The 26,656-nt window shown below is 46.5% G+C and carries 23 protein-coding genes; 17 read left to right on the top strand and 6 right to left on the bottom strand.

Features of this window, described 5'->3' with window-relative positions; all coding sequences use genetic code 11:
- Nucleotides 1-3: 3 nt before the first annotated feature.
- From HMPREF0663_RS00915 to rlmN, 3 genes are read right to left on the bottom strand one after another with little or no spacing between them, the layout of a single operon-like run.
- Nucleotides 4-1,107 (bottom strand): PdxA family dehydrogenase, encoded by a 1,104-nt coding sequence (locus HMPREF0663_RS00915; protein ID WP_004368155.1) that lies wholly within the window; start codon nt 1,105-1,107, stop codon nt 4-6.
- Nucleotides 1,107-2,051, bottom strand: a complete 945-nt coding sequence (locus HMPREF0663_RS00920) for a DUF4837 family protein (RefSeq protein ID WP_231375183.1) — start codon at nt 2,049-2,051, stop codon at nt 1,107-1,109. Before HMPREF0663_RS00920 ends, HMPREF0663_RS00915 begins: the two co-directional genes overlap by 1 nt.
- Nucleotides 2,038-3,078: a dual-specificity RNA methyltransferase RlmN gene (gene rlmN, locus HMPREF0663_RS00925; RefSeq protein ID WP_004368157.1), complete on the bottom strand. Its 1,041-nt coding sequence runs from the start codon at nt 3,076-3,078 to the stop codon at nt 2,038-2,040. The genes HMPREF0663_RS00920 and rlmN overlap by 14 nt, the downstream gene beginning before the upstream one ends.
- 179 nt (nt 3,079-3,257) lie before the next feature.
- Here rlmN and HMPREF0663_RS00930 point away from each other — a divergent pair, with 179 nt between their 5' ends.
- Together HMPREF0663_RS00930 and HMPREF0663_RS00935 are read left to right on the top strand one after the other, a co-directional pair.
- Entirely contained in the window at nt 3,258-4,571 is a 1,314-nt protein-coding gene (locus HMPREF0663_RS00930; protein WP_004368158.1) for a SpoIID/LytB domain-containing protein, read from the top strand.
- Nucleotides 4,572-5,852 (top strand): MFS transporter, encoded by a 1,281-nt coding sequence (locus HMPREF0663_RS00935; RefSeq protein ID WP_004368159.1) that lies wholly within the window; start codon nt 4,572-4,574, stop codon nt 5,850-5,852.
- A 216-nt stretch (nt 5,853-6,068) separates the two neighbouring features.
- On the opposite strand, the gene HMPREF0663_RS00940 is transcribed toward HMPREF0663_RS00935, so the two are convergent.
- Nucleotides 6,069-6,518, bottom strand: coding sequence for a type I restriction enzyme HsdR N-terminal domain-containing protein (locus HMPREF0663_RS00940; protein ID WP_016665561.1), 450 nt, complete (start codon nt 6,516-6,518; stop codon nt 6,069-6,071).
- A 108-nt stretch (nt 6,519-6,626) separates the two neighbouring features.
- On the opposite strand from HMPREF0663_RS00940, the gene holA reads away from it, so the two are divergent.
- From holA to HMPREF0663_RS00960, 4 genes are all read left to right on the top strand, one after another.
- Nucleotides 6,627-7,655 carry a DNA polymerase III subunit delta gene (gene holA, locus HMPREF0663_RS00945; RefSeq protein ID WP_036875769.1) on the top strand — a complete coding sequence of 343 codons (1,029 nt, stop codon included), beginning with the start codon at nt 6,627-6,629 and terminating at the stop codon, nt 7,653-7,655.
- A gap of 778 nt (nt 7,656-8,433) precedes the next feature.
- The gene (locus tag HMPREF0663_RS00950) at nt 8,434-8,871 is read left to right on the top strand and encodes a helix-turn-helix domain-containing protein (protein WP_004368163.1); all 438 of its coding nucleotides are present in this window, start codon (nt 8,434-8,436) and stop codon (nt 8,869-8,871) included.
- 90 nt (nt 8,872-8,961) lie between these two features.
- Nucleotides 8,962-9,741, top strand: a complete 780-nt coding sequence (locus HMPREF0663_RS00955; RefSeq protein ID WP_004368164.1) for a dihydroorotate dehydrogenase electron transfer subunit — start codon at nt 8,962-8,964, stop codon at nt 9,739-9,741.
- The gene (locus HMPREF0663_RS00960) at nt 9,729-10,640 is read left to right on the top strand and encodes a dihydroorotate dehydrogenase (RefSeq protein WP_004368165.1); all 912 of its coding nucleotides are present in this window, start codon (nt 9,729-9,731) and stop codon (nt 10,638-10,640) included. The genes HMPREF0663_RS00955 and HMPREF0663_RS00960 overlap by 13 nt, the downstream gene beginning before the upstream one ends.
- Nucleotides 10,641-10,995: 355 nt before the next feature.
- On the opposite strand, the gene aroC is transcribed toward HMPREF0663_RS00960, so the two are convergent.
- Nucleotides 10,996-12,069, bottom strand: a complete 1,074-nt coding sequence (aroC, locus tag HMPREF0663_RS00965) for a chorismate synthase (protein ID WP_004368167.1) — start codon at nt 12,067-12,069, stop codon at nt 10,996-10,998.
- Between the two features lie 11 nt (nt 12,070-12,080).
- Nucleotides 12,081-12,710, bottom strand: coding sequence for an FKBP-type peptidyl-prolyl cis-trans isomerase (locus HMPREF0663_RS00970; RefSeq protein ID WP_004368168.1), 630 nt, complete (start codon nt 12,708-12,710; stop codon nt 12,081-12,083).
- Nucleotides 12,711-13,223: 513 nt separating this feature from the next.
- Here HMPREF0663_RS00970 and HMPREF0663_RS00980 point away from each other — a divergent pair.
- From HMPREF0663_RS00980 to HMPREF0663_RS01030, 11 genes are all read left to right on the top strand, one after another.
- Complete coding sequence (locus HMPREF0663_RS00980) at nt 13,224-15,431, top strand: S8 family serine peptidase (protein ID WP_016665563.1); 2,208 nt, start codon at nt 13,224-13,226, stop codon at nt 15,429-15,431.
- Between the two features lie 165 nt (nt 15,432-15,596).
- On the top strand, nt 15,597-16,091 hold the full coding sequence (gene fldA / locus HMPREF0663_RS00985; protein WP_016665564.1) for a flavodoxin FldA: 495 nt from the start codon (nt 15,597-15,599) through the stop codon (nt 16,089-16,091).
- 26 nt (nt 16,092-16,117) lie between these two features.
- The gene (locus tag HMPREF0663_RS00990) at nt 16,118-16,471 is read left to right on the top strand and encodes a DUF2023 family protein (RefSeq protein ID WP_016665565.1); all 354 of its coding nucleotides are present in this window, start codon (nt 16,118-16,120) and stop codon (nt 16,469-16,471) included.
- A 634-nt stretch (nt 16,472-17,105) separates the two neighbouring features.
- Nucleotides 17,106-19,181: a glycoside hydrolase family 20 protein gene (locus HMPREF0663_RS00995; protein ID WP_234955629.1), complete on the top strand. Its 2,076-nt coding sequence runs from the start codon at nt 17,106-17,108 to the stop codon at nt 19,179-19,181.
- Between the two features lie 312 nt (nt 19,182-19,493).
- On the top strand, nt 19,494-20,414 hold the full coding sequence (locus HMPREF0663_RS01000; protein WP_004368174.1) for a M48 family metallopeptidase: 921 nt from the start codon (nt 19,494-19,496) through the stop codon (nt 20,412-20,414).
- A gap of 188 nt (nt 20,415-20,602) precedes the next feature.
- On the top strand, nt 20,603-21,052 hold the full coding sequence (locus HMPREF0663_RS01005; protein WP_004368176.1) for an NfeD family protein: 450 nt from the start codon (nt 20,603-20,605) through the stop codon (nt 21,050-21,052).
- Nucleotides 21,053-21,098: 46 nt separating this feature from the next.
- Entirely contained in the window at nt 21,099-22,049 is a 951-nt protein-coding gene (locus HMPREF0663_RS01010) for an SPFH domain-containing protein (RefSeq protein ID WP_004368177.1), read from the top strand.
- A gap of 636 nt (nt 22,050-22,685) precedes the next feature.
- A complete protein-coding gene (locus HMPREF0663_RS01015) occupies nt 22,686-23,786 on the top strand; it encodes a UDP-N-acetyl glucosamine 2-epimerase (RefSeq protein WP_004368179.1) in 1,101 nt (366 codons plus the stop codon).
- A gap of 12 nt (nt 23,787-23,798) precedes the next feature.
- Entirely contained in the window at nt 23,799-24,599 is an 801-nt protein-coding gene (locus HMPREF0663_RS01020) for an SDR family NAD(P)-dependent oxidoreductase (RefSeq protein ID WP_004368180.1), read from the top strand.
- Between the two features lie 60 nt (nt 24,600-24,659).
- Nucleotides 24,660-26,003, top strand: coding sequence for an MATE family efflux transporter (locus HMPREF0663_RS01025; protein ID WP_016665567.1), 1,344 nt, complete (start codon nt 24,660-24,662; stop codon nt 26,001-26,003).
- 19 nt (nt 26,004-26,022) lie between these two features.
- Complete coding sequence (locus tag HMPREF0663_RS01030; protein ID WP_004368182.1) at nt 26,023-26,589, top strand: helix-turn-helix transcriptional regulator; 567 nt, start codon at nt 26,023-26,025, stop codon at nt 26,587-26,589.
- Nucleotides 26,590-26,656: the final 67 nt, after the last annotated feature.

Below are 26,656 nucleotides of genomic sequence, written 5' to 3' on the forward strand. Positions count from 1 at the left end.
GCTTTATTGCTCGGATGCCGCTGTTTGTTCGTGCTTCTTGGGGATAGAGAAGCGCACTTTTTCGCTCTCATCCCGCTTCTCATGATAGAGTTTACGTAAAGGGTTTCCCATCGGTTCGTCGTATTCGTTACGGTTACGGAAGGTGTCTATGGCAAGATAAATGGCCTGACGCAGCGGGTTTTCGTCGGTAAGTTGTTGCCTATCCGTACAGAATATGTCGTTGCAATAGGGTGCCGTGCACACGATGGGGAGCCCTGTAAGCAGGCTGATATTATCGGATGGCGACAGCGTATGCAACGGTATGGCGCCTTGATCGTGGTACATAGCCAAGATAGCATCGAAGGCATCGTAGTCTGTACTGCCGAAGAAACGCTCTGCAGGGTACGGTCCAAAAGCGTTGATACCGTTCTCTGCGAGCTTTGCAATAGCCGGTTTGATGATGTTTTCTTCCTCTGTACCGCCGGCATCGGGGTTGAGTGCAAGCACTGCAATGCGCGGGCACGAGATACGGAAGTCGCGTTTCAATGCGTTGAAAAGTATTTTGGCTTTAGTTATGATGCCTTCCTGACTGATGTTATTACTTACATCTTTCAGGGCAACACCATTGGTTACCGTGGCTATACGCATAGAATTGTTGATGTAAAGGGCGAGTCCTTTTTTACCGTCTCCTATGCATGTTTCTACATAACTGTCGGTTCCTTTGAATTTGAAGCCCTCTCCTTTGACGTTAGAATTACAGATCGGCGCCGTTACCAATACGTCGTAAGCATCGTGACGGAAATCTGTCATGGCCTTGTCGAGTGCTTTCAGCGCTGCTTCGCCCGACTCCTGTGTGGGTGTTCCCATATCTATTTTCACTTCATCATCGAAACATGGCAGCAGATTAATACGCCCGTTGCAGGCCTCTTCGGCACTGTTGATAATGCTGAAGTTGGCCTCTAAGTCGAGTGCCTTGCGGTGGTAAGCCGCCACTTTGGGCGAACCGTAGATGATAGGCGTGCACAGTTCGAGCATTTCAGGTTCGGCAAAAGCCTTGAATATCATCTCATAACCGATGCCATTCGTATCGCCATGCGTTATTGCTACGCGAATTTTCTTATCTTCCATTATTGTTTTGTTTTAATTGTATATAAAGCAGATTCGATTTGTCTTAATAGATTTCGCTTCTTGGTTTCGGGGGCGAAGACGAATGCCTCGGCAATGTATGTAGCGCCGTTGCTGCGTATAACGCGGCTGACAAACGGACCTCCCATGGCATCACCGTGCATCTCCCACAGTCCTTTTATAAGTATGCTGCCGTTAGAATGGGTTCCCGACTGCGATATATAGCACGAACGGGGCACGGTAGTCATATACATATCATCGGTTTCTCCCTTGATATTCGCCCGCATTACACTATCTCTGACGGCGATGAAGTTACGGTCTGCCGTGCCTTCCAGCCTGTAGATGCAGAGATTTTGCATACCGTTTGCGGTGTTATTCGACAGCCATATGAAGTCTTTTCCCTGCTTGGAAGCCTGCATGTAGGCAGGTATAAGCATGTTGATGCCGAAGAGTTGTCTTATTTTTTCCTCGGCCTTCGGGTTATGTTTGACTTTTAAAACTGCGATGTGTGCCCCCATTTCGAAGGCTGTCAGCTGTGTGTTCAGCCGCTCTGCATTCTTTGCAGCGAAGATTTTCAGTGCATCTGCGGTCGGTACACCGATATAAGTAATGAGCTGGGGATGGGCATAAACGTCTTTTTCCTGCCTGATTTGCGCAGACGGATAGCGCAAACTGTCTATACGAACGATAACGATATTGCGCGAAAGTCGCCATGTAGCGTTGAAACTCTGTTCGTTTATTTCGGATACATCGAACGACGGTTCGGGCTGGGGCAGCCCTTTAACTTCCTTGGATAGTACGGCAAAAAGCGTACTATCTACATCTCCTACGGCCAAGACACTATACGGATGCCCGCCGGATGCCGGCTTTAACGAAAGATTACCGCTGCATGAAGCGAGCAACAGCAAGGCTGTAATTACGCAAAACGCGGCTTTAGTTTTTTTCATCTGCATGCTTTTTGGCCGTAGAAAGTAGTCCGCACGCTGCAAAGATATCCTCTCCGCGGCTGGCTCTTATCGTGGTGAAGAGACCGTGGGCAGTGAGATAATCGCGGAAGGCCTCCATTGTTCTGTCGTCGGCCCCACGGAGCGGCACGTTCGGAATTTGGTGGAAACGGATGAGATTGATACGACAATCGAGCCCTTTCAGTAGCTTTACGATTTCTTTAGCATGCGTCTGTGTATCGTTGATGCCCCCGAAAACGATGTATTCGAATGATAATCGGCGTTGATGAGAGAAGTCATAATTGCGCAAGAGGTCTACGATTTCTCGGATAGGCATGCCACCCTCTGCCGGCATAAGGCCAGCACGCTGCTCATGAATGGGGGAATGAAGGCTGATAGCCACATGGCAATCGCTCTCTTCGAGGAACCTCTTGAGCTTGTTTCTTACACCTACGCTGCTCACAGTGATACGTTTCGGGCTCCACGCATAGGCATAATCGGCGGTTAATATATTGGTGGCACGGAGCACATTCTCTAAGTTATCCATGGGTTCTCCTTGCCCCATGAACACAATGTTGGTAAGTTTATCGCGTTCGGGTAGTGCATATATCTGGTTTAGAATGTCTGTTGCGGTGAGGTTCCCCTCATATCCTTGCTTGCCGGTTTGGCAAAATAAGCAGTTCATTTTGCAACCTACCTGCGACGAAACGCACAGTGTGGCGCGCTCTTCGTCGGGTATATAAACGGTTTCCACGTACTTTCCCTGCTCTGTAGGGAACAGATATTTGATCGTTCCGTCATTGGAATGTTGCTCGTCTATAGGAGATGCGCAGCCAACAGTATATGCCTTTTTCAGCTTTTCGCGGTTACTTTTCGAGATATTCGTCATGTCGTCGATGCTTGCAACGTGCTGCCGATAGAGCCATTTAGCCATCTGACCGCCGGTAAATGCGGGCATTTCGAGCTCTTTAGCAACGGTTTTCAGTTCGCTAAGCGTCATGCCTAATAGTGGTATCTTGCTGTTTTGCATTACTATTCTACGTATTCAAAGGGCAAAGTTAGTGAAAAAATGGCTAATAGGGCATATTTTCGGACATTTTGTATTATATTTGTACCGTAGATAGAGCATGTGTCTAACCGAAGTAGATAGTAGCTGTATCGTAATTAAAAGTACCGAATAATAAGAACTTTTGTAACTGACAAGCAAATATGAAGAACCAAAAAGAACCCGAAGTTGCGGTAGGTATCGTGAGCGGAAAGCAGATACGGTTTACATTGAACGGGCCTTATGCGGTCCAAGGCACTGAATTTACGGGTGCCCAAAGCGTGGAAATATCGGGAGAAAAGATATTGTGGAATGGCAATATGTACGATGAATTGCTGTTTGAACCGCTTGTGCCGGATGCCTCGTTTTCGCTGTCTGACGTGACTATAGGTGTGAACTTTCATTGGGAACGTAAGGAAACACAGACCTTTCTCGGTACGTTAAGGTTGATTATAGATGGCGGAAAAGTGCTCGCCATTAACCGCCTGCCGGTGGAAAAGTACTTGGAGAGTGTTATTTCGAGCGAGATGAGCGCCACCTCTTCGCTCGAACTATTGAAAGCACATGCCGTTATTTCGCGCAGTTGGCTGCTTGCACAAATGGATAAGAGCAGAAAAACAAAAGGGGAGAAACCTGCGTTTGTATGCAATGAGAACGAAATACTTAAATGGTACGACCGTGAAGATCATGACTTGTTCGATGTGTGTGCCGATGATCATTGCCAGCGCTATCAGGGCATAACCAAAGAAACGAGCCCCCATGTGGCACAGGCTGTGGGAGCGACACGCGGCAAAATACTGGCCGACAGTATGGGTGAAATTTGCGATGCACGCTTCAGTAAGTGCTGCGGAGGTGCGGTGGAAGAGTTTCAATACTGTTGGGAAGATGCGCCGAAGAGCTATCTTAAGGCTCTCGTAGATGCAGAACATGGCGAACTTCCCGACCTGACGGTTGAAGCAAATGCACAGGAATGGATTCGCAGAAGTCCCGAGGCGTTTTGCAATACAGACGATAAACGGGTGCTCTCGCAGGTGCTTAACGACTATGATCAGGAAACCTCGGACTTTTATCGGTGGCACGTAGCCTACACGCAGGAACAATTGAGCACCCTCGTAGCTAAAAAGTTAGGTATCGATTTTGGCGAAATAATCGATTTAGTTCCTATGGAAAGAGGTAAAAGCGGGCGTCTTTGTAAACTGAAGATTATAGGAACGAAGCGCACGCTTGCCATAGGAAAGGAGTTGGAAATACGGCGTGCATTGAGCGAAAACCACCTTTACAGCTCGGCTTTTGTGGTAGATAAATACGACTATAGAGACGGTATTCCGCAACAATTCGAACTGACCGGCGCCGGTTGGGGGCACGGAGTAGGCCTCTGCCAGATAGGGGCAGCCGTGATGGGAGAGAGAGGATACGGGTACGACCACATATTGTTGCACTATTATCCGGGTGCCGAAATTAAGCAAATATATAGGTAAATGAACATAAAAAAGCCTTTGGTATGGGCATCCACGCTGTTTTTTGCAGAAGGAATTCCACATGTTGTGCTCGTTACTTTGGCCGTGGTAATGTATTTGCAGCTCGGTATGTCGGACACGCAGATTGCCTTTTATACCGGTTGGCTGTGCTTGCCTTGGGTGTTGAGGCCGCTATACAGACCGTTCATAGAACTATATCAGACAAGAAGGTGGTGGGTGCTTGCCATGCAGATGTTGCTGGGATCGGCGTTAGCCGGCGTTGCTTTTACGCTTAACGGCAGTTTCTGGGTGCAAGGAACGATGTTTTTCTTCTTGCTGATGGCCTTCTCGAGTACCACATACGGTATTGCCGCGAACGATTACTGTAGGCTTGAAATGGGCGATGAAGACCGTTCGTGGTACGTAGGCATGCGGAATACATTTTATAATATAGCCATTATATTGGGGAAAGGATTGCTTGTACCTGCTGCAGGTATACTGCAAGTGCTGTTTCGCAATCAGAAAATTTATACATGGAGCCTTATCTTTTTCGGACTGGCCGGTATTTTTATCGCCTTTTGGCTTTATCACGGACTTGTTTTGCCCCGGCAAACGTTGGCGGAAAAACATAGTGCCAAGGTTATAAGAAATGGTATGCATGATGCGTGTTTTGCTTTTCGGCACAGTTATTCCGTAAAAGAACTGACGGTGTTTTTGCTGTTTTTGTTTTTTTTCTGCCTGCCCGAAGGCATGTTGTTTAAGATGTCAGACACGTTTTTGTTACGCCCGGGTTCTGCCGGAGGGCTCGGATTGTCGCCACAGGAGTATGGTTTGGCAAGCGGAACCGTGGGAGTTATCGGGCTTATAACGGGCGGTATTGTGGGTAGAATGCTCATCCGAAGAAACGGTTTGCAGCGTTGGCTTTGGCTAACGGCATGTGCTGTTACGCTGCCCAAAGCAGTTTATGTTTATTTGAGTTATGCTCTGCCCGAGAATGTATGGCTTGTTAGCGCTTGTATATATGCCGAACAGTTTGGCTGCGGCTTCGGTTATGCAGCGTTTACGGCATGTATATCGCACATGGATAGAGGTGTTGGCGGCAAATATTGTCGCGATATTTGTAAGAGTATAGGCTATTTGGGGCTGATGATATGCGGTATGATGTCGGGATATGTTAAGGATATGCTCGGTTTTCGTCGATTTTTCATCGTTATTTTGATGCTTTGTGCGGTTACTTTTGCGATGATGTGGCTGATAAAAACAGATATCGATTTCGGTAAAAAAACAGACGAAGGACGATAGGAGCATGCTTTATGGGGGATGGATATGCCATGTAACGCCGTTATATGGGCTTTGTAATATTTTTAGATGTAGCTTTTGTTTTTAATAGTCGGAGTAAATTGTGTGGTTTTAATGAGAAAATAGGGTGGAAAAGCTGATGCCCTATCGGTTGTAAGCGGTATGGTTTACGATGGTATTTTGTACTAAAAATTCATATAGAAGAATTGCCTGTTTTTGTTAAATATTTTTATAATCGGGAATGTCCGCTAAAAAATGATACTGTTGAGTATCGTAATCCATCTTACAGCAATAGTGTTGAAGCCCGTTGCTTACGATCAGATAGTCTACATGAAGTAGCATATTGTAGACCGATATCTGGTTGAAAACTTTCTGAGACAGCTGTATAGAGGGCGCTTTATATTCGATGATCATGCGTGGATGCAGGTTCTTGTCGTAGAGAACGCTATCGGCACGAAGTTGTTTTGTACCGACTTTCAGTTGTAGTTCGTTGGCCAAAAGGACAGGGGGATAACCCTTATGCTCGATGAGAAAATGAATAAAATGCTGTCGAACCCATTCTTCCGGAGTCAGGGCTACGTATTTTCTGCGCAAGACATCGAAGATGGTCGGCCGCTCCTGTGTACCTGACAATTTAATTTGGAAACTCGGTAGGTTTAATGGAATCATTTTATTATCTTTGCAATCAATTGCAAAGATAATAAAATGATAAGAGATTAGGGATATGAAGCAGATTATTTTCATCATACATTGCCTAATCGGAAATCACGAATGGTTATGACAGAAAAGAAAACTGGCGCAACTTTTGAAAATATCATGCGGGATTTGAAAGCTCGTAAGTTTTCACCTATTTATATATTAATGGGGGAAGAGGCTTATTTTATCGATAAAATCTCTGATTATATCGCCGAAAATGTGCTGCAACCCGAGGAACGTGATTTTAATCAGAATATTGTTTTCGGCTCTGATGTGAATGCTGCACAGGTCGCAGATTTGGCAAAAGGCTATCCTATGATGTCGGAGTATCGGGTGGTGATAGTGAAAGAAGCTCAGAATATCAGGGCTGCCGAACCGCTTGAAAAGTATCTTGAAAAACCGGTTATGTCGACTATTCTTGTTCTTTGTCATAAAAACGGGAGTATCGATCGCCGCAAAAAATTGGTATCGAAAGCCGAAGTTGCCGGTGTAGTTTTTGAAAGTAAGAAGAAAAGAGATTATGAATTGCCCGGATTTATAGAAGGATATCTTCTCAAACATAAGGTTGCTATCGATAATAAGTCGGCTTCTATGATTGCCGATCATATCGGTTCAGACCTTGGCAGACTAACTTCTGAACTTGATAAGCTCCAGATTTCGCTGCCGGAGAATGATAGAAGAGTGACTCCGGAAATTGTGGAAGAGCGAATTGGAGTAAGCAAAGACTTCAATGCGTTCGAACTGAGAAATGCGATAGTAAATAGAGATATTTTTAAAGCAAACCAGATTATCAATTATTTTGACAGAAATCCTAAGGCTGGTTCAATATTCGCTTTCCTCCCTTTGCTCTTTAATTATTTCCAAAATCTTATGCTCTCTTATTACGCTCCTAACCGTAACAACGAAAACTCTGTTGCACAGTTTTTAGATTTAAGATCGGTATGGGCGGTAAAAGATTATATGGTGGGAATGAGGAATTATACCGGAATGAAAACAATGCAGATAATTTCTAAGTTTAGAGAAATTGATGCCAAAAGTAAGGGAATAGATAACCCAAATACATCGTCTGGGGAGCTTATGAAAGAACTTATATTCTTTATTTTGCACTAAAATATACTGTTTTTAGTGCTGTTTTTTGCTAAATCCATCATTTTTTTAATCCTCTTTTTAGGCTATAAAAGTCCTTTATTTCGGGACTTTACCACATTTTTACCCCCTTCAAAACTCGCGTATTTTCAACAGATAGGGCAGTCGTTCGGAAATTCTTTAGAAATGAAGAAAAACACCTGTTATACCTATCGACAATTCATAATTAGGACATTTTAAATATTTCATATTGTAAATTTTAATATGTGAAATAGATAGCAGATGTACATCGTCAAATTATTGATGTGTTTTAATATGTGTATGTGTAATAATTTACACTCTTGTTTTTGCATGTTTGTAAATGTAGATATGCAGCGTGATGCTTGTAAATGCATAAAAATACTGCTCTAAATATAATATATAAAATATTGATTTCCAGTACATTAATATTATTTTCATAATGATTTTATTAATAATGAATAATTATTTTGCCTGTAAAGGCATATATGTGGCTGCTAAAGATAGATTATATGTATAATTAACTGTAAATACCCCAATATTTTATTCATTTCCTTTAAATAAAGGAATTACGATGTTTTACCACTGTACATTTACATTTACATTCTTATAATATTCTTAAATGCCACCTTTGTTTTATGTTTGTGATATTTACGTTTGCGCTTTTAATTATTTCAAAATTAAATAGTATTTATAAATGTTGCGCATGTCGTTTTTTTGTTTTACCTTTGTAAAATCGATGGAAATATGATATTTTACCTAAATATGACTACGATTTGGACGTATGAAAGATAGAATTAGACAGTTGATGATTAATCAACACATGACTCAACAGAGCTTTGCCGATATGTTAGGAATCTCTCCAGCATCTCTTAGCGGAATATTTACAGGTAGAACAAATCCGACATTAAATCATGTTGATGCCATTAAGAAGAAGTTCCCGAGTATCAATCTGGATTGGTTACTTTATGGACATGGTGCAATGTTCGCAGACGATAAGACCTTGGAGGAAACTGAAACTGTAGATTCAAATGCGGCGGAGCCTATGATCGATTTTGATACCCACTCTGCCCTTTCGTCATCTGCGCCCGATGTTCAGGCTCAAAAAATATCGAATAATGTCGAAAAAACTATTGTGAAATATCTTGACAAACCACAAAGAAAGATTACAGAGATAAGGGTTTTCTACGATGATCAGACTTGGGAGACGTTCAAGCCCTAAAAACTGTCTTCTAATTAAATAATGTATTAGGCAGATACATATTATATTATCTTTTTGTATCTTTGTAAAGTAATTTATTCACGAACAAAGATGAAGAAGTATTGTATTGACCTTTTAGTCAATTCTGTTGAGGCTTTAAGCAAGCTACATTTCCTTATACGTCTTACAGACTCAACGCCTCTTCCTGATATGTTGCCGGGACAATTCGTTGAAGTGAAGGTGGAAAATTCGCCGAAAACCTTTCTCAGGCGTCCTATTTCTATTAATTATGTGGACAAGGAGCATAATGAATTGTGGCTGCTTGTGGCTGCTATCGGCGACGGAACCCGTGCTTTATCGAGATTGCAGCGGGGAGATAAACTCAATTGTATGCTTCCTTTGGGGAATGGTTTTACCTTACCAAAGGACAAGAAAGACCGTTTTTTGCTTGTAGGAGGTGGTGTCGGCATCGCCCCGTTGCTCTTTTTAGGCAAAAAGATCAAAGAAATAGGAGGCACACCTACTTTTCTTTTAGGAGCAAGAACGGCAGAAGGACTCATCGAACTCGACCATTTTAAGGCGTTAGGCAGCCTGTATTTGACCACCGAAGACGGATCTGCCGGCGATAAAGGCTTTGTTACCGACCATTCTATCTTGCGAACAAGCCGCTTCGACCATATTGCTACCTGCGGTCCAAAGCCGATGATGACGGCTATAGCACGCTTTGCAAAGGAACAGGGCATAGATTGTGAAGTGTCGTTAGAGAATAAAATGGCCTGTGGAATAGGTGCCTGCCTGTGCTGTGTGGAAAAGACGACAGACGAAGGCAATATATGTGTGTGTAAAGAAGGCCCAGTGTTAAACATTAAGAAGTTATTATGGCAGCTCTAAATGTAAATATAAATGACATCATATTCAAGAACCCTGTCATGACTGCATCGGGCACCTTTGGCTACGGAACGGAGTATGCAGACTTCATACCCTTAGGAGGTATCGGCGGTATAGTGGTAAAGGGCACGACTTTACATGCCAGACAAGGCAACGACTACCCACGTATGACGGAGACAGATGGCGGAATGTTGAACTGTGTAGGGCTGCAGAATAAGGGTGTAGATTACTTCTGTAAACAGATTTACCCGCAAATAAAGGATATAGATACCCATATTATCGTGAATGTAAGCGGCAATTCTCCCGACGATTATGCCGAATGTGCTGCCCGTATCGATGCTTTATCGAACATACCGGCTATAGAATTAAACATTTCATGCCCCAATGTGAAAGACGGGGGCATGGCTTTCGGTGTAACATGCAGTGGAGCGGCAAGCGTTGTCAAGGCCGTAAGGCAGCGTTACCATAAAACTTTGATCGTGAAACTCTCGCCCAATGTTACGGATATAACCGAGATTGCACGTGCTTGTGAGGCCGAAGGAGCAGACAGTGTGTCGCTGATCAATACGCTTATGGGTATGGCCATCGACATAGAGAAACGCCGTTCGTTGTTGAGTATTGGTACAGGCGGACTCAGCGGACCTGCCATAAAGCCCGTGGCACTGCGCATGGTGTGGCAGGTAGCCAAGGCTGTTAAGATTCCCGTTATAGGCCTTGGAGGCATTTGCACTGCCCAAGATGCCATTGAATTTTTAATGGCTGGCGCCACTGCAATACAGATCGGAACGGCTAATTTTATCGATCCGACCACGACAATCAAGGTTCGCGACGGCATTAACGAGTGGCTGGACAAGCATGGATGCAGCTCTGTAAACGAGATAATCGGTGTGCTCGAAGCATAAATTTCCCCCGTTTAATTTATTTCACGAACAGGAATAGGCAGCACAAGTGTTGTTTATTCCTGTTTTTGTATGGATATTTTACGTCGATAAAAGGTTTATGTAATTGAAAGACAAGACAGATATAATCCTTATAGATGTCCATTCAGTACTGATGAAAGGAAAATCTGTGTTTTTTAAACAAAATTTGGGAGCTACCAATCGGTAGCCCCCAACCAACACAAAAACTAAACTAGACTTAACTAAACTAAGTTGGAATTTTCACAAACTCCTCATTGTTGTGTGCAAAGATATATATAATTTTTGACATATCGACACAAAAATATGTTAATTAACCTTACATCTTCATGAAATAAGATTACTTTATGGTTTTATTAAACAGATAATTATCTAAAATAACCATAGCGGTCATGGCTTCTACGATGGGCACCGCACGCGGGAGAACGCACGGATCGTGCCTGCCGCGCACATCTAATTTCGTCGGATTTCCTGCCGTATCTACTGTGTTTTGCTCACGTAGAAGCGTGGCAACCGGCTTGAATGCCACGCGAAAATAGATGTCCTGTCCGTTACTGATACCGCCCTGAATGCCGCCGCTATTGTTGGTTAAGGTCGATATACGGCCGTTTGTGCTTACAAATTCGTCGTTCTGCCGGCTTCCTCTTTCGCTTACACCGCTGAAACCTTTACCGTATTCGAAACCTTTCACGGCGTTAATGCTCAGCATGGCAGCGCCTATTTGGGCATGAAGTTTGCCGAATTCCGGCTCTCCCAAGCCCACAGGGCAACCACGCACCACACACGTAATAACGCCACCTATGGTGTCTCCCGCAGCTTTCACCTCTGTTATCAGCTCTTCCATGCGGTGTGCCGTTTCTGCATCGGGGCATCTTACCGCATTTGTTTCAATCTTGTTTAAGTCGTACAGGCGGTAGTCGCGGTCTAAAGCAATATCGCCCACCTGCGATGTATAGGCCCTTATGTCGATGTTCAACGGCCGCAGGGCCAGTTTAGCCAAGGCTCCTCCCACGCATCTGCTGATGGTAATGCGGGCCGATGAGCGCCCTCCACCGCGATAATCCCGCAGACCATATTTATTTAAATAGGTAAAGTCGGCATGCGAGGGGCGGAAAGCATTGCGCATATTATCGTAATCTTTCGAATGCTGGTCGGTATTGCGAACAATGAACCCGATAGGGCTGCCTGTAGATTTCCCTTCGAATACCCCGCTCAGCAGCTCCACTCGGTCGGCCTCTTTCCGGCTTGTAGTAATCTTACTCTGCCCGGGGCGACGTCGATCCAGTTCGTTCTGTATGAACTCCAAGTCGATACCGATGCCCGGAGGCATACCGTCTACCACCCCTCCGATGCCCTCTCCGTGGCTTTCGCCGAAGGTTGTAAGCGTAAAAAGATTACCGAACGTGTTTCGCATGCCCTTTGCTTTTACGATTTGTGATGATGGTTGCAGTCGCCATTATGGTGCCCGCAGCAGCCGTGGTCATGCCCATGATGGTGCTCATGCTCCCCATGTTCGTGGTCGCATCCGCCGCTGCAATCGCCGCAATGACAGCCTCCTTCGCCGCTCATGCGGTTGATCATGGCTTGTATTTCTTCGTTCGAAGCCTCTCGAGTCTCTACAATATGTCCTTTGAAATTAAGCGTTTTGCCCGCTAAGGGGTGATTCAAATCCATCTTAACGCTGTTTTCGGTAATGTCGAGCACATGCCCCATGAAGCGATTACCGTCCTCGTTCTGCAGCGGAACCATAGCATCTTTGAAGATATTCTCATGGTCGAAGTGCCCGTTTACGGTAAAAATCTCCTTATCTAAGTCGAGTACACGCTCCTTAAAGAACTCTCCGTACGCCTTTTCAGGGCCCAAGGTAAAGTCGAATTCGGCATCTTTATCCAGATCGGCCACGGCCTTTTCGAACGCTTCAAGTGCTATTCCGAAGCCGCTGATGAACTGGAAAGGCTTGTCAGATGGCGCTTCTTCAACTAAATTTGTATTACCTTCGTCTACCGTGTACAGCTTGTAAGCTACGGCGATGTACTTGTTGGGTTTGTTGTTCATTTTGTTTCGATGATATAAAATAATGTGCAAACTTACACATTTTTTTTGGATTAAGCAGACAAACAGCTCAAAAAGTGACACTCTTTGTCGTCTCTGTCGGCGGAGTTTAGCGCCGTATATATTTGTGTGCCACAGACTTGTATGTGTCATAGATTTGATGTATCTTTGCAAGCGGTATGGTTTGCCAAAGACGGGTACGACCGGCTGTGCCGACTTTTGTACCGGTTGTTATCGGCAGACATAGCATAGGGAGACCTCCCCCGGCCCCTCCGAAGGAGGGGAGTGCCTTGCGGAAAGGGGATAAGGATGATATATTGCGGCCTCCCCCAGCCCCTCCAAAGGAGGGGGATGCCTTGCGGAAGATGGGTAAATATACTACATGTAGGGGTTTTCGTGCCTTTTCGTTTGGAGCGGGGGTGCAATCTAACTGCGTTAAATACACTGTTTGTTTCTGTCAGATTGCCTGTCTGTCGCCGATAAACATAAGGTATATTAGCGTTAAAACATAGGGTTATGAAGAGAATATGTATCGTATATTTGTTGATGTTGTGCGTTATGGGTGCAATGGGGCAGCGGGCCGACTACACTAAAATGTCGGCCTTGGTACGACGTATTGTTATTGAAGAAGCCGCAAGGCAACAGAACAAGCAGGGAACGCGGGCTTCGCATGGTGCAGAGGCACCCTTGCTGACGGCGTTTGTATGCATAAACGGCGATGCCGGCGAGGTGCTTCGTGAAAACCGTTGTACCGATCTTGCGCAGTTCGGCACTATCCATATCGCCGCCATTCCCATCGACCGGCTCTCACAGATGTCGATCGACCGCCGCGTGTTGCGCATTGAAGCACGCCAAGGTATGCATGCTCTTTTGGATTCAATGGCCGTTCATATCGATGCTATACCCGTTTACGCCGGCATGGCACCGCTGTCTCAGGCTTATACAGGTAAGGGAGTGGTGATGGGCATACAGGATGTAGGTTTCGATCTTACGCATCCTAATTTCTACGATGCCGCGATGCAAAACTATCGTATCAAGCAGTTGTGGGATCAACTCTCGGCCGATACCTTGGGCAGTAGGCTTTATGTGGGGGCTGAATATAAGGGGAAAGACGCCCTGTTGGCCTATGCACATTCGCGAGACGGACTGAAACAGACGCACGGAACACAGACATTGGGCATTGCAGCGGGCAGTGGAGCGGGCACGAACTATCGCGGTATTGCTTATGAGAGCGATATCTGCTTGGTAAGCAATGCCATTTCGGCCGATAAAGAGTTTATCGATAGTGCCGATATTTATAAATATACTTATGCTACAGATGCCTTGGGATTTAAATACATCTTCGATTATGCCAAGACACACGGGCAGCCTTGCGTTATTTCATTCAGTGAAGGATCGCCACAGGACTTCCGCGGAGACGACGTATTATATTATGAAGTGTTGGACAGTTTGGTAGGACCCGGGCGCATTATCGTATCTTCGGCTGCGAATGAGAGCATACGTAAGACTTATATAATAAAAGAACGCGCGCGTAAGTCGGCGGGTACGTTTTTCGAAAACGGTCTGCCTACTACCTATTTTACCCTTAAAAGCGATGCCCGCTTTACCCTTCGCATGGTGGCGTATGGTGCGCATAACGATACGATTTCTATACCCTCGCAGGATATTTTGGCGCGTACAGACTCTCAATATGTAGATACGGTGACCTTTGGCGGGCAGCGTTTGGCGATTAATATTGCCGCCTATCGGTCTTGTTACAACCGTGGGGAAACCGTATTCGATGCAGTCCTCTCTGCTGCGGAGCCTTTGGGAGCGCGATGTCCTGTATCTTTGGAGTTGGTGGGAGAGGGGAGCGAGGTAGAATTTTACCGCGGTAACGGCACGTTGACCGTCAATAGTCTTAACCCGAACCTGTGCGATGGCGAGCCTACGCATAACATCTTTTCGCCTTCGAGCGCCGCCTGTGTCGTTTGTGTGGGCGCTTCAGCTTACCGAACCGGCTTTACTAACAGTGCCGGCGAGTATATAGATATAAACTGGGGCACGGGTGGAGCGTATGCAGGTTTCTCTTCTGTGGGCCCTACTTATGACGGACGTATCAAGCCCGACGTCGTTGCACCCGGAACGAACATAGTTTCTTCTTACAGTAGTTACTTCGTTGAGAATAATCCTACGGAGTATAAAATGAAGCTCAATATATCGTATTTCACGGTCGGAGGGCGTACATACGCATGGAATTGCGATGGCGGAACGTCGTTTTCTGCGCCTGCCGTGGGCGGTGCTATCGCCCTTTGGCTACAGGCTAAGCCCGATCTTACGCGTGAACAGATTATGGATGTTTTTGCCCATACGTGCACCCGTTACGACCGAGCGATGACTTATCCCAATAATTATTATGGGTATGGGCAGATCGATGTGTACAAAGGTCTGCTGTATATATTAGGCCTGTCGGGCGTAGAAGGCATTTCCGACCATCATCCCTCTGCTGTGCGTGTAAACGTTACGGACTCCCGAGAGGTCGTCATTACATTTGATGATGTTGCCCGATGTCCGTTTAGCGTAAACATATACGGTACTTCGGGCAGTTTGATAGGCAAAAGAACGTTTGCGGCAGGACAGTCTTCCTATGCAATGGACATGACTTCTTTGCCCGAAGGTGTTTATGTTATTCAGGTGAACGGTGGCACGCGCGGCACTACAGGCTCTGTCTTGGTAAGGTTGTGATACTGTCTGTTATTTACAAAACAACTCGGTAAAACACTAAATTGCATACTTATTTTTAGGTATTTTGCCTAAATCGTTATTTTTAGGTATTGCGGTATTTGAAAAATGTCTATATCTTTGCAACATCAAAACAAGAAAGTTATTAACATAAAAATAAAATTTAAAATGAAAACAACAGTTGTAGTGTACGGTTCTTCGACAGGAACATGTGAAAGTATAGCACAGACTATCGCGTCGAAACTCGGTGTAGAGGCAGTGGATGTTGCCAAGCTAACGGAAGATACGGTAAAGGCTAACGATAATCTTATTATCGGAACGTCTACATGGGGTGCCGGTGAATTGCAGGATGATTGGTATGATGGCATAAATACATTGAAAGCCGCAGGCCTTTCGGGTAAGACTGTAGCAATCTTCGGATGCGGGGATAGCGAGTCTTATGGCGACACTTTCTGCGGAGGAATGGCAGAACTGTACAACGCAGCCAAGGAAGCCGGCGCCAATGTAGTGGGCTCTGTGGCAACCGATGGCTATACCTATGACGATTCAGAAGCTGTTGTAGATGGTAAATTCGTAGGACTTCCTCTTGATGATGTTAACGAAGACGACAAGACGGAAGGGCGTATAGACGCTTGGTTAGAGGAAATTAAGCCGTCTCTTTAAGCAGAATAAAAACGATGCATGCAGGCATGGATACTCCTTCGGATATGAAAGTGCTCATGAATCATATCTATGAGTACAAGAAAGGAGTACGACAGATGGTTCTTTACACCTTTAATAAAAGGTACGAGGAGTTTGCTGTAACGCGCCTGCAGCATCAAAATATAAAGTATATCATTCAGCCTGTGGGCAACGATCGGTTAAACCTATTCTTCGGAAGTGCCGAATGTATCGATGCCATAAGGCTGATTGCAACCAAACCCTTGAACAAGTTAACGCCCGAAGAGGACTTTATTCTGGGCGCAATGTTAGGGTATGACATACGTGTACAGTGCGAGAGGTATTGTCAGCGTAAATGTGTGAGCTGTGAAAAAGCTCAATGAATGAAGATAAACTTTTTTAGATCTTGTTCGCTAAAATAAAGTATTCATAATGTTTTTGTATAAATTATATTAGGCTGGCTGTGAAGTCAGCCTTTTATTTTGTTGTTTCTGTCGGCGCTTTATTATGGGGAGAGAACCGCGAAAGGGTGCGTATGAAAACGGTTGCGGTTTATTGTATTGTTCGAGAAATATGTGTATATATATTTGTCCATGTCTTGGTTTATCTGTAATTTTGCAGTTGTATGGCTGTCAACCTCCGTGGTTCATCGCGTCAACCTCCGTGGTTCATGATGTCAACCTCCGTAGTTCATCTTGTCAACCTCCGTGGTTCATCGTGTCACCCTCCGTGGTTCATCTTGTCAACCTCCGTGGTTCACGTTGTCAACCTCTGTGGTTCATGTTGTCAACCTCTGTGGTTCATGTTGTCAACCTCCGTGGTTCATCTTGTCAACCTCCGTGGTTCACGATGTCAACCTCCGTGGTTCATCGCGTCAACCTCCGTGGTTCATGCTGTCAACCTCCGTGGTTCATGATGTCAACCTCTGTGGTTTAACTGTGGAAAAAGGTATGTATAAGCTGATTATGGGGTATGAGTAAGATGTTTATTTCTACTGACAATCTATTCAAACAAATCATGATGAAACAAACGTATTCATTTTTTATCGGCGTTATCTGCTGTGTGTTTTCGGGCTTTATGCCAAGTGAAATAAGTGCACAGCAACTGCTTCCTTTGCCTAATCGGCTCGTTTACCGGTCGGGAAAGTTTTGTATTGATGGGAGAACCCGTATCTATACCAACATTGAGTCGCCTAAAGACCACCTGTTTACGGAAACTGTAAACGAACTGTTAGGTGTGAATTTAGCAAGTAGCAAGGGGGAAAAGAAGAAAAATCAACTGCGCCTGTTGCTGACAGAGCCGGCTGCCGATCCGGAAAGAGTGCCTTTCGATAAACGACTTCAAAGCTATATATTAGATGTAACAAAGGAAGGTATCACCATTAAATCGCATTCCGAGGCGGGCATTTATTATGGTCTTCAAACGTTGAAAGGCCTGTTCGCGGGGCGCGAAGTGCCATTCGTGCATGTTGAAGATACCCCCCGTTTCGCCTACAGAGGTTTCATGATCGATTGTTCCCGCCATTTCTGGACGGTAGATTTCATTAAGAAGCAGATCAGAATGATGGCCCGTTTGAAGTTGAACCGCCTTCACCTGCACCTGACCGATGCGGCCGGATGGCGTATGGAGATAAAGCATTACCCCGAGCTCACACAAAAAACGGCCTATCGTACCCATTCTCATTGGGATAAATGGTGGCGCAACGGCGACCGCCGTTATTGCGAAGCTGGCACAGCCGGTGCGTATGGCGGTTATTATACGCAGGATGATTTGCGCGAGATCGTAAGATATGCGGCTCTGCACCATATCACCGTGATACCTGAAATAGATATGCCCGGCCACAGCGAGGAAGTAACGTTTGCCTTACCCCAACTGTCTTGCGACGGTAAAGCGTACTCCGACCTGTGTATCGGTACCGAAGAAACGTTTCAATTTGCAGAGAATGTGCTCAGCGAAGTGATGGATATCTTCCCTTCCGAATACATTCATATCGGCGGAGATGAGGCTGCAGCAGAGCATTGGAAAACATGTAAACGTTGTCGGCAGCGCATGCACGACAATCATTTGACCGATGTATCGCAGCTACAAGCCTATATGATGAAGCGTATCAATAGGTTTCTCAATGCTCACGGGCGCAAAATCATCGGATGGGACGAAATGATAGACGGCGGACTTCCGCAAGGTTCCGTCGTTATGGCGTGGCGCAGTATCGGCAAGGGAGTAGAGGCAATTAAAGCAGGCCACCATGTTATTATGAGTCCGATAGACTGGTGTTACCTCAATTTCTATCAGGATAACCCCTTTACCCAACCGGAAGCCATGGGCGGATATGCTCCCTTGAAGGCTACTTATGCCTTCGAACCCGTGCCGGAAGCATTGACCGATACTGCTGAAATTAGTCTTATCGACGGCGTTCAGGCCAATTTGTGGACGGAATATGTAGAACATGCCGACCACGTGGAGTACATGACTTACCCCCGACTGATGGCTATTGCCGAGATAGGATGGAACGGCGGTGCGAAAGATTATGCCGCCTTCAGAGAACGGGCACAGGCTATGGTAGACCAAATGCGTGCGGATGGTTGTCATCCTTTCGATCTCCGTCACGAGAGCGGGCCGCGCAAAGAGAGTCTTACCGGTGTATCTCATGCCGCTATGGGTAAGAAAGTAACTTATCTCTCGCCCTATTCGGCGAAGTATCCTGCGGCGGGCAACACCTCTCTTACCAATGGGAAGCATGGCGATTGGAGCTATAAAGACGGCCAATGGCAAGGCTTTATAGCCGGTAAAAAGATGGATGTGGTTATCGATATGGGGCAGGAAACGGAGCTGACCGATATATCTGCCGATTTTATGCAGTTCGCAGAACATTGGGTGTTCCAGCCTTGTGAGCTTACGATTTCGGTGTCTTCCGACGGTAAGAACTATATGCCGATCGATCATCGCCCGTCTGTCAGAGACGAAATGAAGCACAGCATCCGCACTTATCGGTGGGAAGGGCATGCCAAGGGGCGCTACATACGCTACGAAGCCAAGACCGATAAGGATGGCGGATGGCTTTTTACCGACGAGATTGTGGTAAATAAACAGTAACAGGCGCCTTTTGCAGAAATGGCGCAGGGCACGGTTTGCACTGCAGGCAAGGCAGGATATGGAGGACAGATATGGGGTATATCGCCGACAGACGTACGGTTTGAGGCGAATATACCCCATATCTGTTTCCGGTATATGTGCCGTTTGTTTTTCGCGTATCTGTTGCGGAGCTCTCCCGAAACGTTCTTTTGATGCCTCCGTATCGTGCAGGTGCGGCAGCCGGAACGCCAGTAAAAAAACGATAATTTTCTTTGTTTTCTCCGCAAGTTGCACTAACTTTGCGCGTTAGATAGTTATAAAAACGTAGTAAAAATGAAGAAATTAAAGTTTTTGTTCGTTGCGGTAGCAGCCGCTGTTCTGGTATCTTGCGGAACTACACGTACCGTTCCAATCACCGGAAGGAAACAAAATCTTCTCGTATCCGATGAACAAATACTCAGTCTGAGCAATCAGGAATACGCCAAGTACATGCAAACAGCAAAGATATCTACCGATGCTGCCAATACTGCTATGGTGAAACGTGTAGGACGCAGATTGGCCACAGCGGTTGAAAACTATTTGGTGAACAACGGTCTGGCGGCCGAAACCAAGCAGTTTGCTTGGGAGTTTAACCTTGTACAAGATAAGAGTGCCAATGCTTTTTGTATGCCCGGAGGCAAGATTGTGGTCTACGAAGGCCTGTTGCCTTATACGCAGAACGAGGCTTCGTTGGCCATAGTGCTCGGTCACGAGATAGCCCATGCGGTGGCAAAGCATAGTGCCGAGCAGATGAGCAAGCAGATAAAGAACCAGATGGGCGTACAAATTCTGGGCACGGTGCTTGGGGCTACCGTTGGCAACAACACCGCCCAAGTGGCGCAAGTGATAGCCCAAAACGGCCTGCAGTTCCGTACGTTGAAGTTCTCTCGTAGCAATGAGACCGAAGCAGACCACATGGGATTGATCTTTGCAGCCATGGCAGGCTACGATCCCCGTGTGGCTATTGCTTTTTGGCAGCGCATGTCGCAGGGCAAGAGCAACCAGAGCGATGTGTTCAGCGACCATCCTTCCGATGCCAAACGTATTGCCGCCCTGCAACGCGAGATGCCCGAAGCGCTGAAATATTATAAGGGCGGAACAGTTGCTCCGGCAGTTTCGAGTCCGTCTTCCATCAGTCTGTCTAAGCTGACGGGCGGAAGTAGAGCCGCAAATACTGCTCCCAACTCTTCCAAGAAGGGCAAGCGGCGCCGATAGGGCAAATCTTGCAAGTCTGCATGGTGCGCAGTTTACGAATGCCGCACGAATGGAACAAGATGCCCGTTTGTGCGGCATTCCGGTTTCATAAAGGCAAAAATATGCCGAATAATCGTATTTTTGTTGTAGGTATGAAAATATTTTTTTACCTTTATCCCAACATTACTAACTGTTAATAAATATCTTTTATGATCGAATACTTTACACAACATCTGTGGTTGTTTTGGACGATAATCGCCATGGGCTGTCTGATTATCGAGCTCGGTTCGGGCGACTTCTTCATTACCTGCTTTGCTATAGGCGCCGTTTGCAGTGTGTTCGCCTCCTTTATCGGTGTTCCTTTCTGGCTGCAGGCTGTTGTTTTCGCCCTGTTTTCAGTGTTGAGTATTTTATTTATCCGGCCGTCGTTGCTGAAACGTTTGCATGCTGCGGGCCGAGAACAGCCCAGCAATGCCGATGCTCTGATAGGCCGTATCGGCACCGTGATAGAACCTATAACGGCGGGAGGCAGCGGCTATGTGAAGATCGATGGCGACGAATGGCGCGCCGTTTCGGCCGAGACAACCGCCATAGAAACGGGAGAAAAGGTAAAAGTAGTGTCGCTCGAGAGCATCGTTGTTACGGTGGTAAGAGCATAACACACGGCAAACGATTTTTCTAAACACATTAAATAGTTATTATATTATGATTGCAACTTACGCCATTATCGTTCTTGTTGTCTTGGCACTCCTATTTGTCAAGATGACCGTAGTTATCATCCCCCAGTCCGAAACCAAGATTATAGAGCGGTTCGGAAAATACTATGCCACCCTTAAACCGGGCATCAATATCATCATTCCCTTTATAGACAGGGCTAAAACCATAGTAACTGTGGTGCGCGGGCGCTACCTCTACAGCAACACTATCGACCTGCGCGAACAGGTGTACGACTTTGATAAGCAGAACGTAATTACCAAAGACAACATTCAGATGCAGATCAATGCGTTGCTATATTTCCAGATCGTCGATCCGTTCAAGGCTGCCTACGAAATCAATAACCTGCCTAACGCGATTGAAAAGCTCACTCAGACAACGCTTCGTAATATCATCGGAGAGATGGAACTCGACCAAACGTTGACGTCGCGCGATACGATTAACACCAAACTTCGGTCTGTTCTCGACGACGCGACCAACAAATGGGGCATTAAAGTGAACCGTGTAGAGCTGCAAGACATTACACCCCCGAGCAGCGTATTGCAGGCCATGGAGAAACAGATGCAGGCAGAACGTAACAAACGTGCCACGATTTTGACCAGCGAAGGCGAGAAACAAGCCGTGATATTGAAGTCGGAAGGTGAGAAAACCAGTACGATCAACCGTGCCGAAGCTGCCAAACAGCAGGCCATATTGTATGCCGAAGGAGAAGCAACCGCACGTATCAGGAAGGCTGAAGCCGAGGCCATCGCCATTCAGAAGATAACCGAAGCCGTGGGACAAAGTACAAATCCCGCTAATTACCTGCTCGCCCAAAAGTACATCACCATGATGCAAGACCTTGCAAACGGCGACCAGACCAAGACCGTTTACCTGCCCTACGAGGCCACCAACCTGCTCGGAAGCCTCGGAGGTATTAAAGATTTGTTCAACATAAAGTAATAAAACCACCGCTATCTTACCGGAAAGACCGCGAAAATAAGGAAAGATAAAGGAGCTGTTTTCTGTTTCTTGCGCCTTTATCTTTCCGCTGTTCGCGGCCTTTCCGTATTGTTTAAATCGGTTTATTGCCGCCTTTGTTATTCCCTTTGGGGCACTGCCGTACCATTAAAGGCGGTCTTTTATTCATAAGGAGATGGTCTCTTTATCATAAGGAGATGGTCTTTTTACCGTAAGGAGATGGCCTTTTTATCGTAAGGAGACGGCCTTTTTATCGTAAAGAGATGGTCTCTTTATCGTAAGGAGATGGTCTTTTTACATCATGAACCACGGAGGTTGACAAGATGAAGCACGGAGGTTGACGCGATGAAGCACGGAGGTTGACGCGATGAAGCACGGAGGTTGAGGCTGTGAACCACGGAGGTTGACATTAAGGAGATGGCCTCTTGCAACGCTGCACCGTTATAGCTGTTCAATTATACCGCAATTCTTTAATTTTCAACTTAACCGCTTAATCCTGTAATATTTCTCGGAATTAAATTGTATCTTTGCAACAAATAGGTAATATCCGGCCACTTGAAAGCAATTTTTTTATGCGTTCATGAACAGATTTTGTCGTCATCATTAAAATAATATACAATGAATATCTGTATTGTTGCTGGGGCACGACCGAACTTTATTAAGGTTGCTCCGATTATGCGCGCAGTGGATAGGGCTGCAGCTGCAGGCAGACAAATAGCCTATACGTTGGTTTTTACGGGGAAAGAAAGCGATCCTACCGTAGAAGAAACGCTCTTTAAAGACCTCCGGATAAGGCATCCTGACGTATATCTTGGTGTGGATTGTGAAAATCTCAACGAGCTTACAGGGCAGGTAATGTCTAAGTTCGAGCGTTATCTTAGGCAGCATTCAGAGACGAAGGCAGTTGTTGTAGTAGACGATCTTGCATCGACTATGGCCGCTGCCATCGTTACCAAGAAGCAGGGAATAGTGCTTGCGCACATTGCGGCCGGCACCCGTAGCTTCGACATCAGTATGCCCAAGGAAATCAACCGCTTGGTGATAGACGGGCTGAGCGATATTCTTTTCACCGCCGGAATAAGCAACAACAGCATTGCCAATAGGGAAGGAGCAGAGCTGAGCAAGGTGTATATGGTGGGAAATGTGCTGATAGACAACCTTCGTTTCAACCATTCGCAGCTGACGCGCCCCGCCGTTATGGACGAAAAAGGGCTCTCTGAGCAAGGATACATCGTGTTTACACTCAACCGAAAAGCCCTTATAGCCGACAAAGACAACCTTCGAAAGATGATCGGGCGGATGGTGTCGAGCGTAAGCACCGATACTCCGATCCTTGCACCTCTGCGGAGTAGCGCCGAAAAAGCCGTGAAAGAGTGCCTGCACAACGTACAGTCGCCGTTCCTGTTCGTACCGCCTCAGAGTTATTTGGATTTCGAATATATCACCTTGCATGCCAAGGGAATTGTAACAGACAGCGGGAATGTGGCCGAAGAAGCGACTTTCAACGGCGTTCCATGCATCACCCTGAACAGCTACACCGAGCATATAGAAACCGTGAAAGTGGGAACCAACGTGCTTGTGGGCGAGGATTCGGAGAAGTTGGGCAATGCTTTGACCGATTTGGTAAGCGGCAATTGGAAACATGCAAGCATCCCCGACCGGTGGGACGGGCACAGTGCAGAGCGCATCGTACAGATACTTTCAGACTATAAATACTAAATTTACGCGCAGATGAAAAAGATTGCATTGATAACAGGTGCCACGAGCGGCATCGGCAGGGCGTGCGCCCAAAGGTTCGCCATGGGCGGTTATAACTTGATACTTACCGGCCGCAGGCAGGATAAACTCGAAGCCTTGAAGCCCGGACTCGAGGCTGAAGGGGCAATGGTAAAGCTACTTTGTTTCGACGTTCGCGACAGCGAGGCGGCTCGTTCGGCCGTAATGTCGCTGCCAAACGAATGGCACGACGTGGATGTACTTATCAACAATGCCGGCTTGGCGCTCGGTCTTGAAAAAGAATACGAGGGCAATCCCGAAGATTGGAACACCATGATCGATACCAATATCAAAGGTCTGCTCACGATGACGCGCCTCATCGTGCCCCGTATGGTAAAGCGCAACCGCGGACATGTAATCAACATAGGCAGCGTGGCCGGCGATGCCGCTTATGCCGGCGGCGGCGTATATTGCGCCACTAAGGCAGCCGTAAAAACGATAACCGATGGGCTTCGCATCGATGTAGCCCATACCTGTGTGCGCGTAACCAACATTAAACCGGGCTTGGTAGAGACTCATTTCAGCGTTACACGCTTTCATGGCGATGCCGAACGGGCCGAAAACGTGTACAAGGGCATACGCCCGTTGACGGGAGACGACATTGCCGACGTGGCTTTCTATGCTGCCTGCGCCCCCGAACATGTGCAGATAGCCGAGGTGCTTGTGCTTGCTACCCATCAAGCCAACGGCACCGTGATCGATCGTAACCCCGACAGAGTAGAAACATCGGCATCGTCTGCTGCCGACAGGCCATAGGTCTAAGCGAGACAGAGAGCAGGTCTGTCGGCAGTATGTCTTATATTTAATTCGGCGACATTGCACGCACATCAAGATAATTACACATTCCTGACCGAAGCACCCATACACCGTGTTATCGGAACAATGGCCGTACCGACGATTATCAGCATGATGATAACCAGCCTGTACAATATAGCCGACACCTTTTTCGTGGGGCAAATCGACACACAGTCTACGGCTGCAGTGGGCATAGTCTTCTCGGTTATGTTCTTTATACAGTCGTTCGGCTTCTTTTTCGGGCACGGATCAGGCAATTACATATCACGTGAACTCGGGGCAAAGCGTCATGATAACGCCGTTAAAATGGCTTCTACCGGCTTTTTCCTATCCTTCTTCATGGGCATTTTGGTCATGATAACGGGCTTAGTGTTGCTTCATCCGCTCTCTGTATTGCTGGGCAGCACGCCTACAATATTGCCCTATACGGAACGTTATCTCGGTATCGTGCTCTTGGGAGCACCCTTTCTCATGTCTTCGCTTACGCTCAACAACCAGTTTCGCTTGCAAGGAAACGCCGCCTACGGCATGTATGGTATCGTTACAGGGGCTGTCTTGAACGTTGTACTCGATCCTTTGTTCATCTTTACCTTCGGTCTTGGCGTCGTTGGAGCGGCAATTGCCACAGTTATAGGGCAGGTGGTGAGCTTTTGCATCTTATTGGTAATGACGCGAAAGGGCGAAAACATACCGATAAGTTATAGGAATTTCGCACCTACATGGCAGAGATTTAAGGAGATATTCTATGGCGGATCGCCGTCATTATCCCGTCAAGGGCTTGCATGTGTATCGACTATCATGCTTAATATAGGCGCCGGAGCCTACGGAGATGCCGCTATAGCGGCGATGTCGGTAGTGAACAGGATACTTATGTTTGTGTTCTCGATGATTGTAGGCTTAGGTCAAGGGTTCCAACCTCTATGTGGTTTCTGTTACGGAGCTCGACTTTACGACCGTATGCGTGCCGCCTTCTGGTATTGTGTAAAGGTTGGAACGGTGTTTCTTGTTGTGTTTTCCGTCGTTGGATTTGCATTTAGCGATGTTACAATAGGCATCTTCCGCGATGATACCGACGTTGTAGCGATAGGAACTGTAGCTTTAAGATGGCAATTGGTATCGTTTCCGCTCAATGCATTTGTAATGATGGGCAACATGTTGCTGCAAACGTGTCGTAAACCCGTTGGTGCCAACCTGCTTGCAGCGGCGCGGCAAGGGCTGTTCTTTATCCCCCTGATTGTGATACTTCCCCATTTCTTCGGCTTGAAAGGCGTAGAAATGTGCCAGACATGGAGCGATTTGTGTGCTTTTCTGATAACGATACCCGTTGTATTTCATGCGTTCCGCAGCATGAAAACAGATAAATAATCGATATGAACGACTGAAAATGGAAACGACTTTGTATATAAAAAACATGGTGTGCGACCGCTGTAAGATGGCCGTAGATAAGACCTTGCGCGACAAGGGGCTGCATCCGTTGTCGGTAGAGCTCGGTGTAGTGAAGGTTGCCGAGGCGATTTCGGCCGATATGCGTGAGGAATTGCGCGGAGAGCTGGAAAAGATAGGGTTCGAACTGATGGATGATAAGCGCCGTAGAACTATCGAACAAATCAAGAATGCGGTCATTCAGCTGGTGCATTATCGCGATAACGCGTCGACGGTGAACCTGTCTGATTACCTTGCAGCCCAGCTCCATAGCGACTACAGTGCGCTGAGCAAGTTGTTCAGCGAGGCAACCGGCATGACTGTAGAGCGTTATTATATCCTGCAGCGCATAGAAAGAGTGAAAGAATTGCTGTGGTACGATGAGCTTTCGCTTACGCAGATCGCCCTACAGATGAACTACTCGAGCACGGCATACCTATCGAACCAGTTTAAAAGCATTACAGGTATGACGCCTTCGCAGTTCAAAGCATTGGGCAAAAACACGCTGAAGGAGTTGGATAAGATATAGGGCTTGGGGTGGTGGATTAGGGATGAGGGAGGAGTGGGGACCTCCCCCGTCCCCTCCAAAGGAGGGG

Origin of the sequence: Hoylesella oralis ATCC 33269, from assembly GCF_000185145.2 — a bacterium.
GTDB lineage: Bacteria > Bacteroidota > Bacteroidia > Bacteroidales > Bacteroidaceae > Prevotella > Prevotella phocaeensis.

Bases quoted from the DNA above. Each gene is read 5' to 3' on its own strand.
- HMPREF0663_RS00915 (WP_004368155.1), bottom strand. From the start codon at position 1,107: ATGGAAGATAAGAAAATTCGCGTAGCAATAACGCATGGCGATACGAAT.
- HMPREF0663_RS00920 (WP_231375183.1), bottom strand. From the start codon at position 2,051: ATGAAAAAAACTAAAGCCGCGTTTTGCGTAATTACAGCCTTGCTGTTG.
- rlmN (WP_004368157.1), bottom strand. From the start codon at position 3,078: ATGCAAAACAGCAAGATACCACTATTAGGCATGACGCTTAGCGAACTG.
- HMPREF0663_RS00930 (WP_004368158.1), top strand. From the start codon at position 3,258: ATGAAGAACCAAAAAGAACCCGAAGTTGCGGTAGGTATCGTGAGCGGA.
- HMPREF0663_RS00935 (WP_004368159.1), top strand. From the start codon at position 4,572: ATGAACATAAAAAAGCCTTTGGTATGGGCATCCACGCTGTTTTTTGCA.
- HMPREF0663_RS00940 (WP_016665561.1), bottom strand. From the start codon at position 6,518: ATGATTCCATTAAACCTACCGAGTTTCCAAATTAAATTGTCAGGTACA.
- holA (WP_036875769.1), top strand. From the start codon at position 6,627: ATGACAGAAAAGAAAACTGGCGCAACTTTTGAAAATATCATGCGGGAT.
- HMPREF0663_RS00950 (WP_004368163.1), top strand. From the start codon at position 8,434: ATGAAAGATAGAATTAGACAGTTGATGATTAATCAACACATGACTCAA.
- HMPREF0663_RS00955 (WP_004368164.1), top strand. From the start codon at position 8,962: ATGAAGAAGTATTGTATTGACCTTTTAGTCAATTCTGTTGAGGCTTTA.
- HMPREF0663_RS00960 (WP_004368165.1), top strand. From the start codon at position 9,729: ATGGCAGCTCTAAATGTAAATATAAATGACATCATATTCAAGAACCCT.
- aroC (WP_004368167.1), bottom strand. From the start codon at position 12,069: ATGCGAAACACGTTCGGTAATCTTTTTACGCTTACAACCTTCGGCGAA.
- HMPREF0663_RS00970 (WP_004368168.1), bottom strand. From the start codon at position 12,710: ATGAACAACAAACCCAACAAGTACATCGCCGTAGCTTACAAGCTGTAC.
- HMPREF0663_RS00980 (WP_016665563.1), top strand. From the start codon at position 13,224: ATGAAGAGAATATGTATCGTATATTTGTTGATGTTGTGCGTTATGGGT.
- fldA (WP_016665564.1), top strand. From the start codon at position 15,597: ATGAAAACAACAGTTGTAGTGTACGGTTCTTCGACAGGAACATGTGAA.
- HMPREF0663_RS00990 (WP_016665565.1), top strand. From the start codon at position 16,118: ATGGATACTCCTTCGGATATGAAAGTGCTCATGAATCATATCTATGAG.
- HMPREF0663_RS00995 (WP_234955629.1), top strand. From the start codon at position 17,106: ATGATGAAACAAACGTATTCATTTTTTATCGGCGTTATCTGCTGTGTG.
- HMPREF0663_RS01000 (WP_004368174.1), top strand. From the start codon at position 19,494: ATGAAGAAATTAAAGTTTTTGTTCGTTGCGGTAGCAGCCGCTGTTCTG.
- HMPREF0663_RS01005 (WP_004368176.1), top strand. From the start codon at position 20,603: ATGATCGAATACTTTACACAACATCTGTGGTTGTTTTGGACGATAATC.
- HMPREF0663_RS01010 (WP_004368177.1), top strand. From the start codon at position 21,099: ATGATTGCAACTTACGCCATTATCGTTCTTGTTGTCTTGGCACTCCTA.
- HMPREF0663_RS01015 (WP_004368179.1), top strand. From the start codon at position 22,686: ATGAATATCTGTATTGTTGCTGGGGCACGACCGAACTTTATTAAGGTT.
- HMPREF0663_RS01020 (WP_004368180.1), top strand. From the start codon at position 23,799: ATGAAAAAGATTGCATTGATAACAGGTGCCACGAGCGGCATCGGCAGG.
- HMPREF0663_RS01030 (WP_004368182.1), top strand. From the start codon at position 26,023: ATGGAAACGACTTTGTATATAAAAAACATGGTGTGCGACCGCTGTAAG.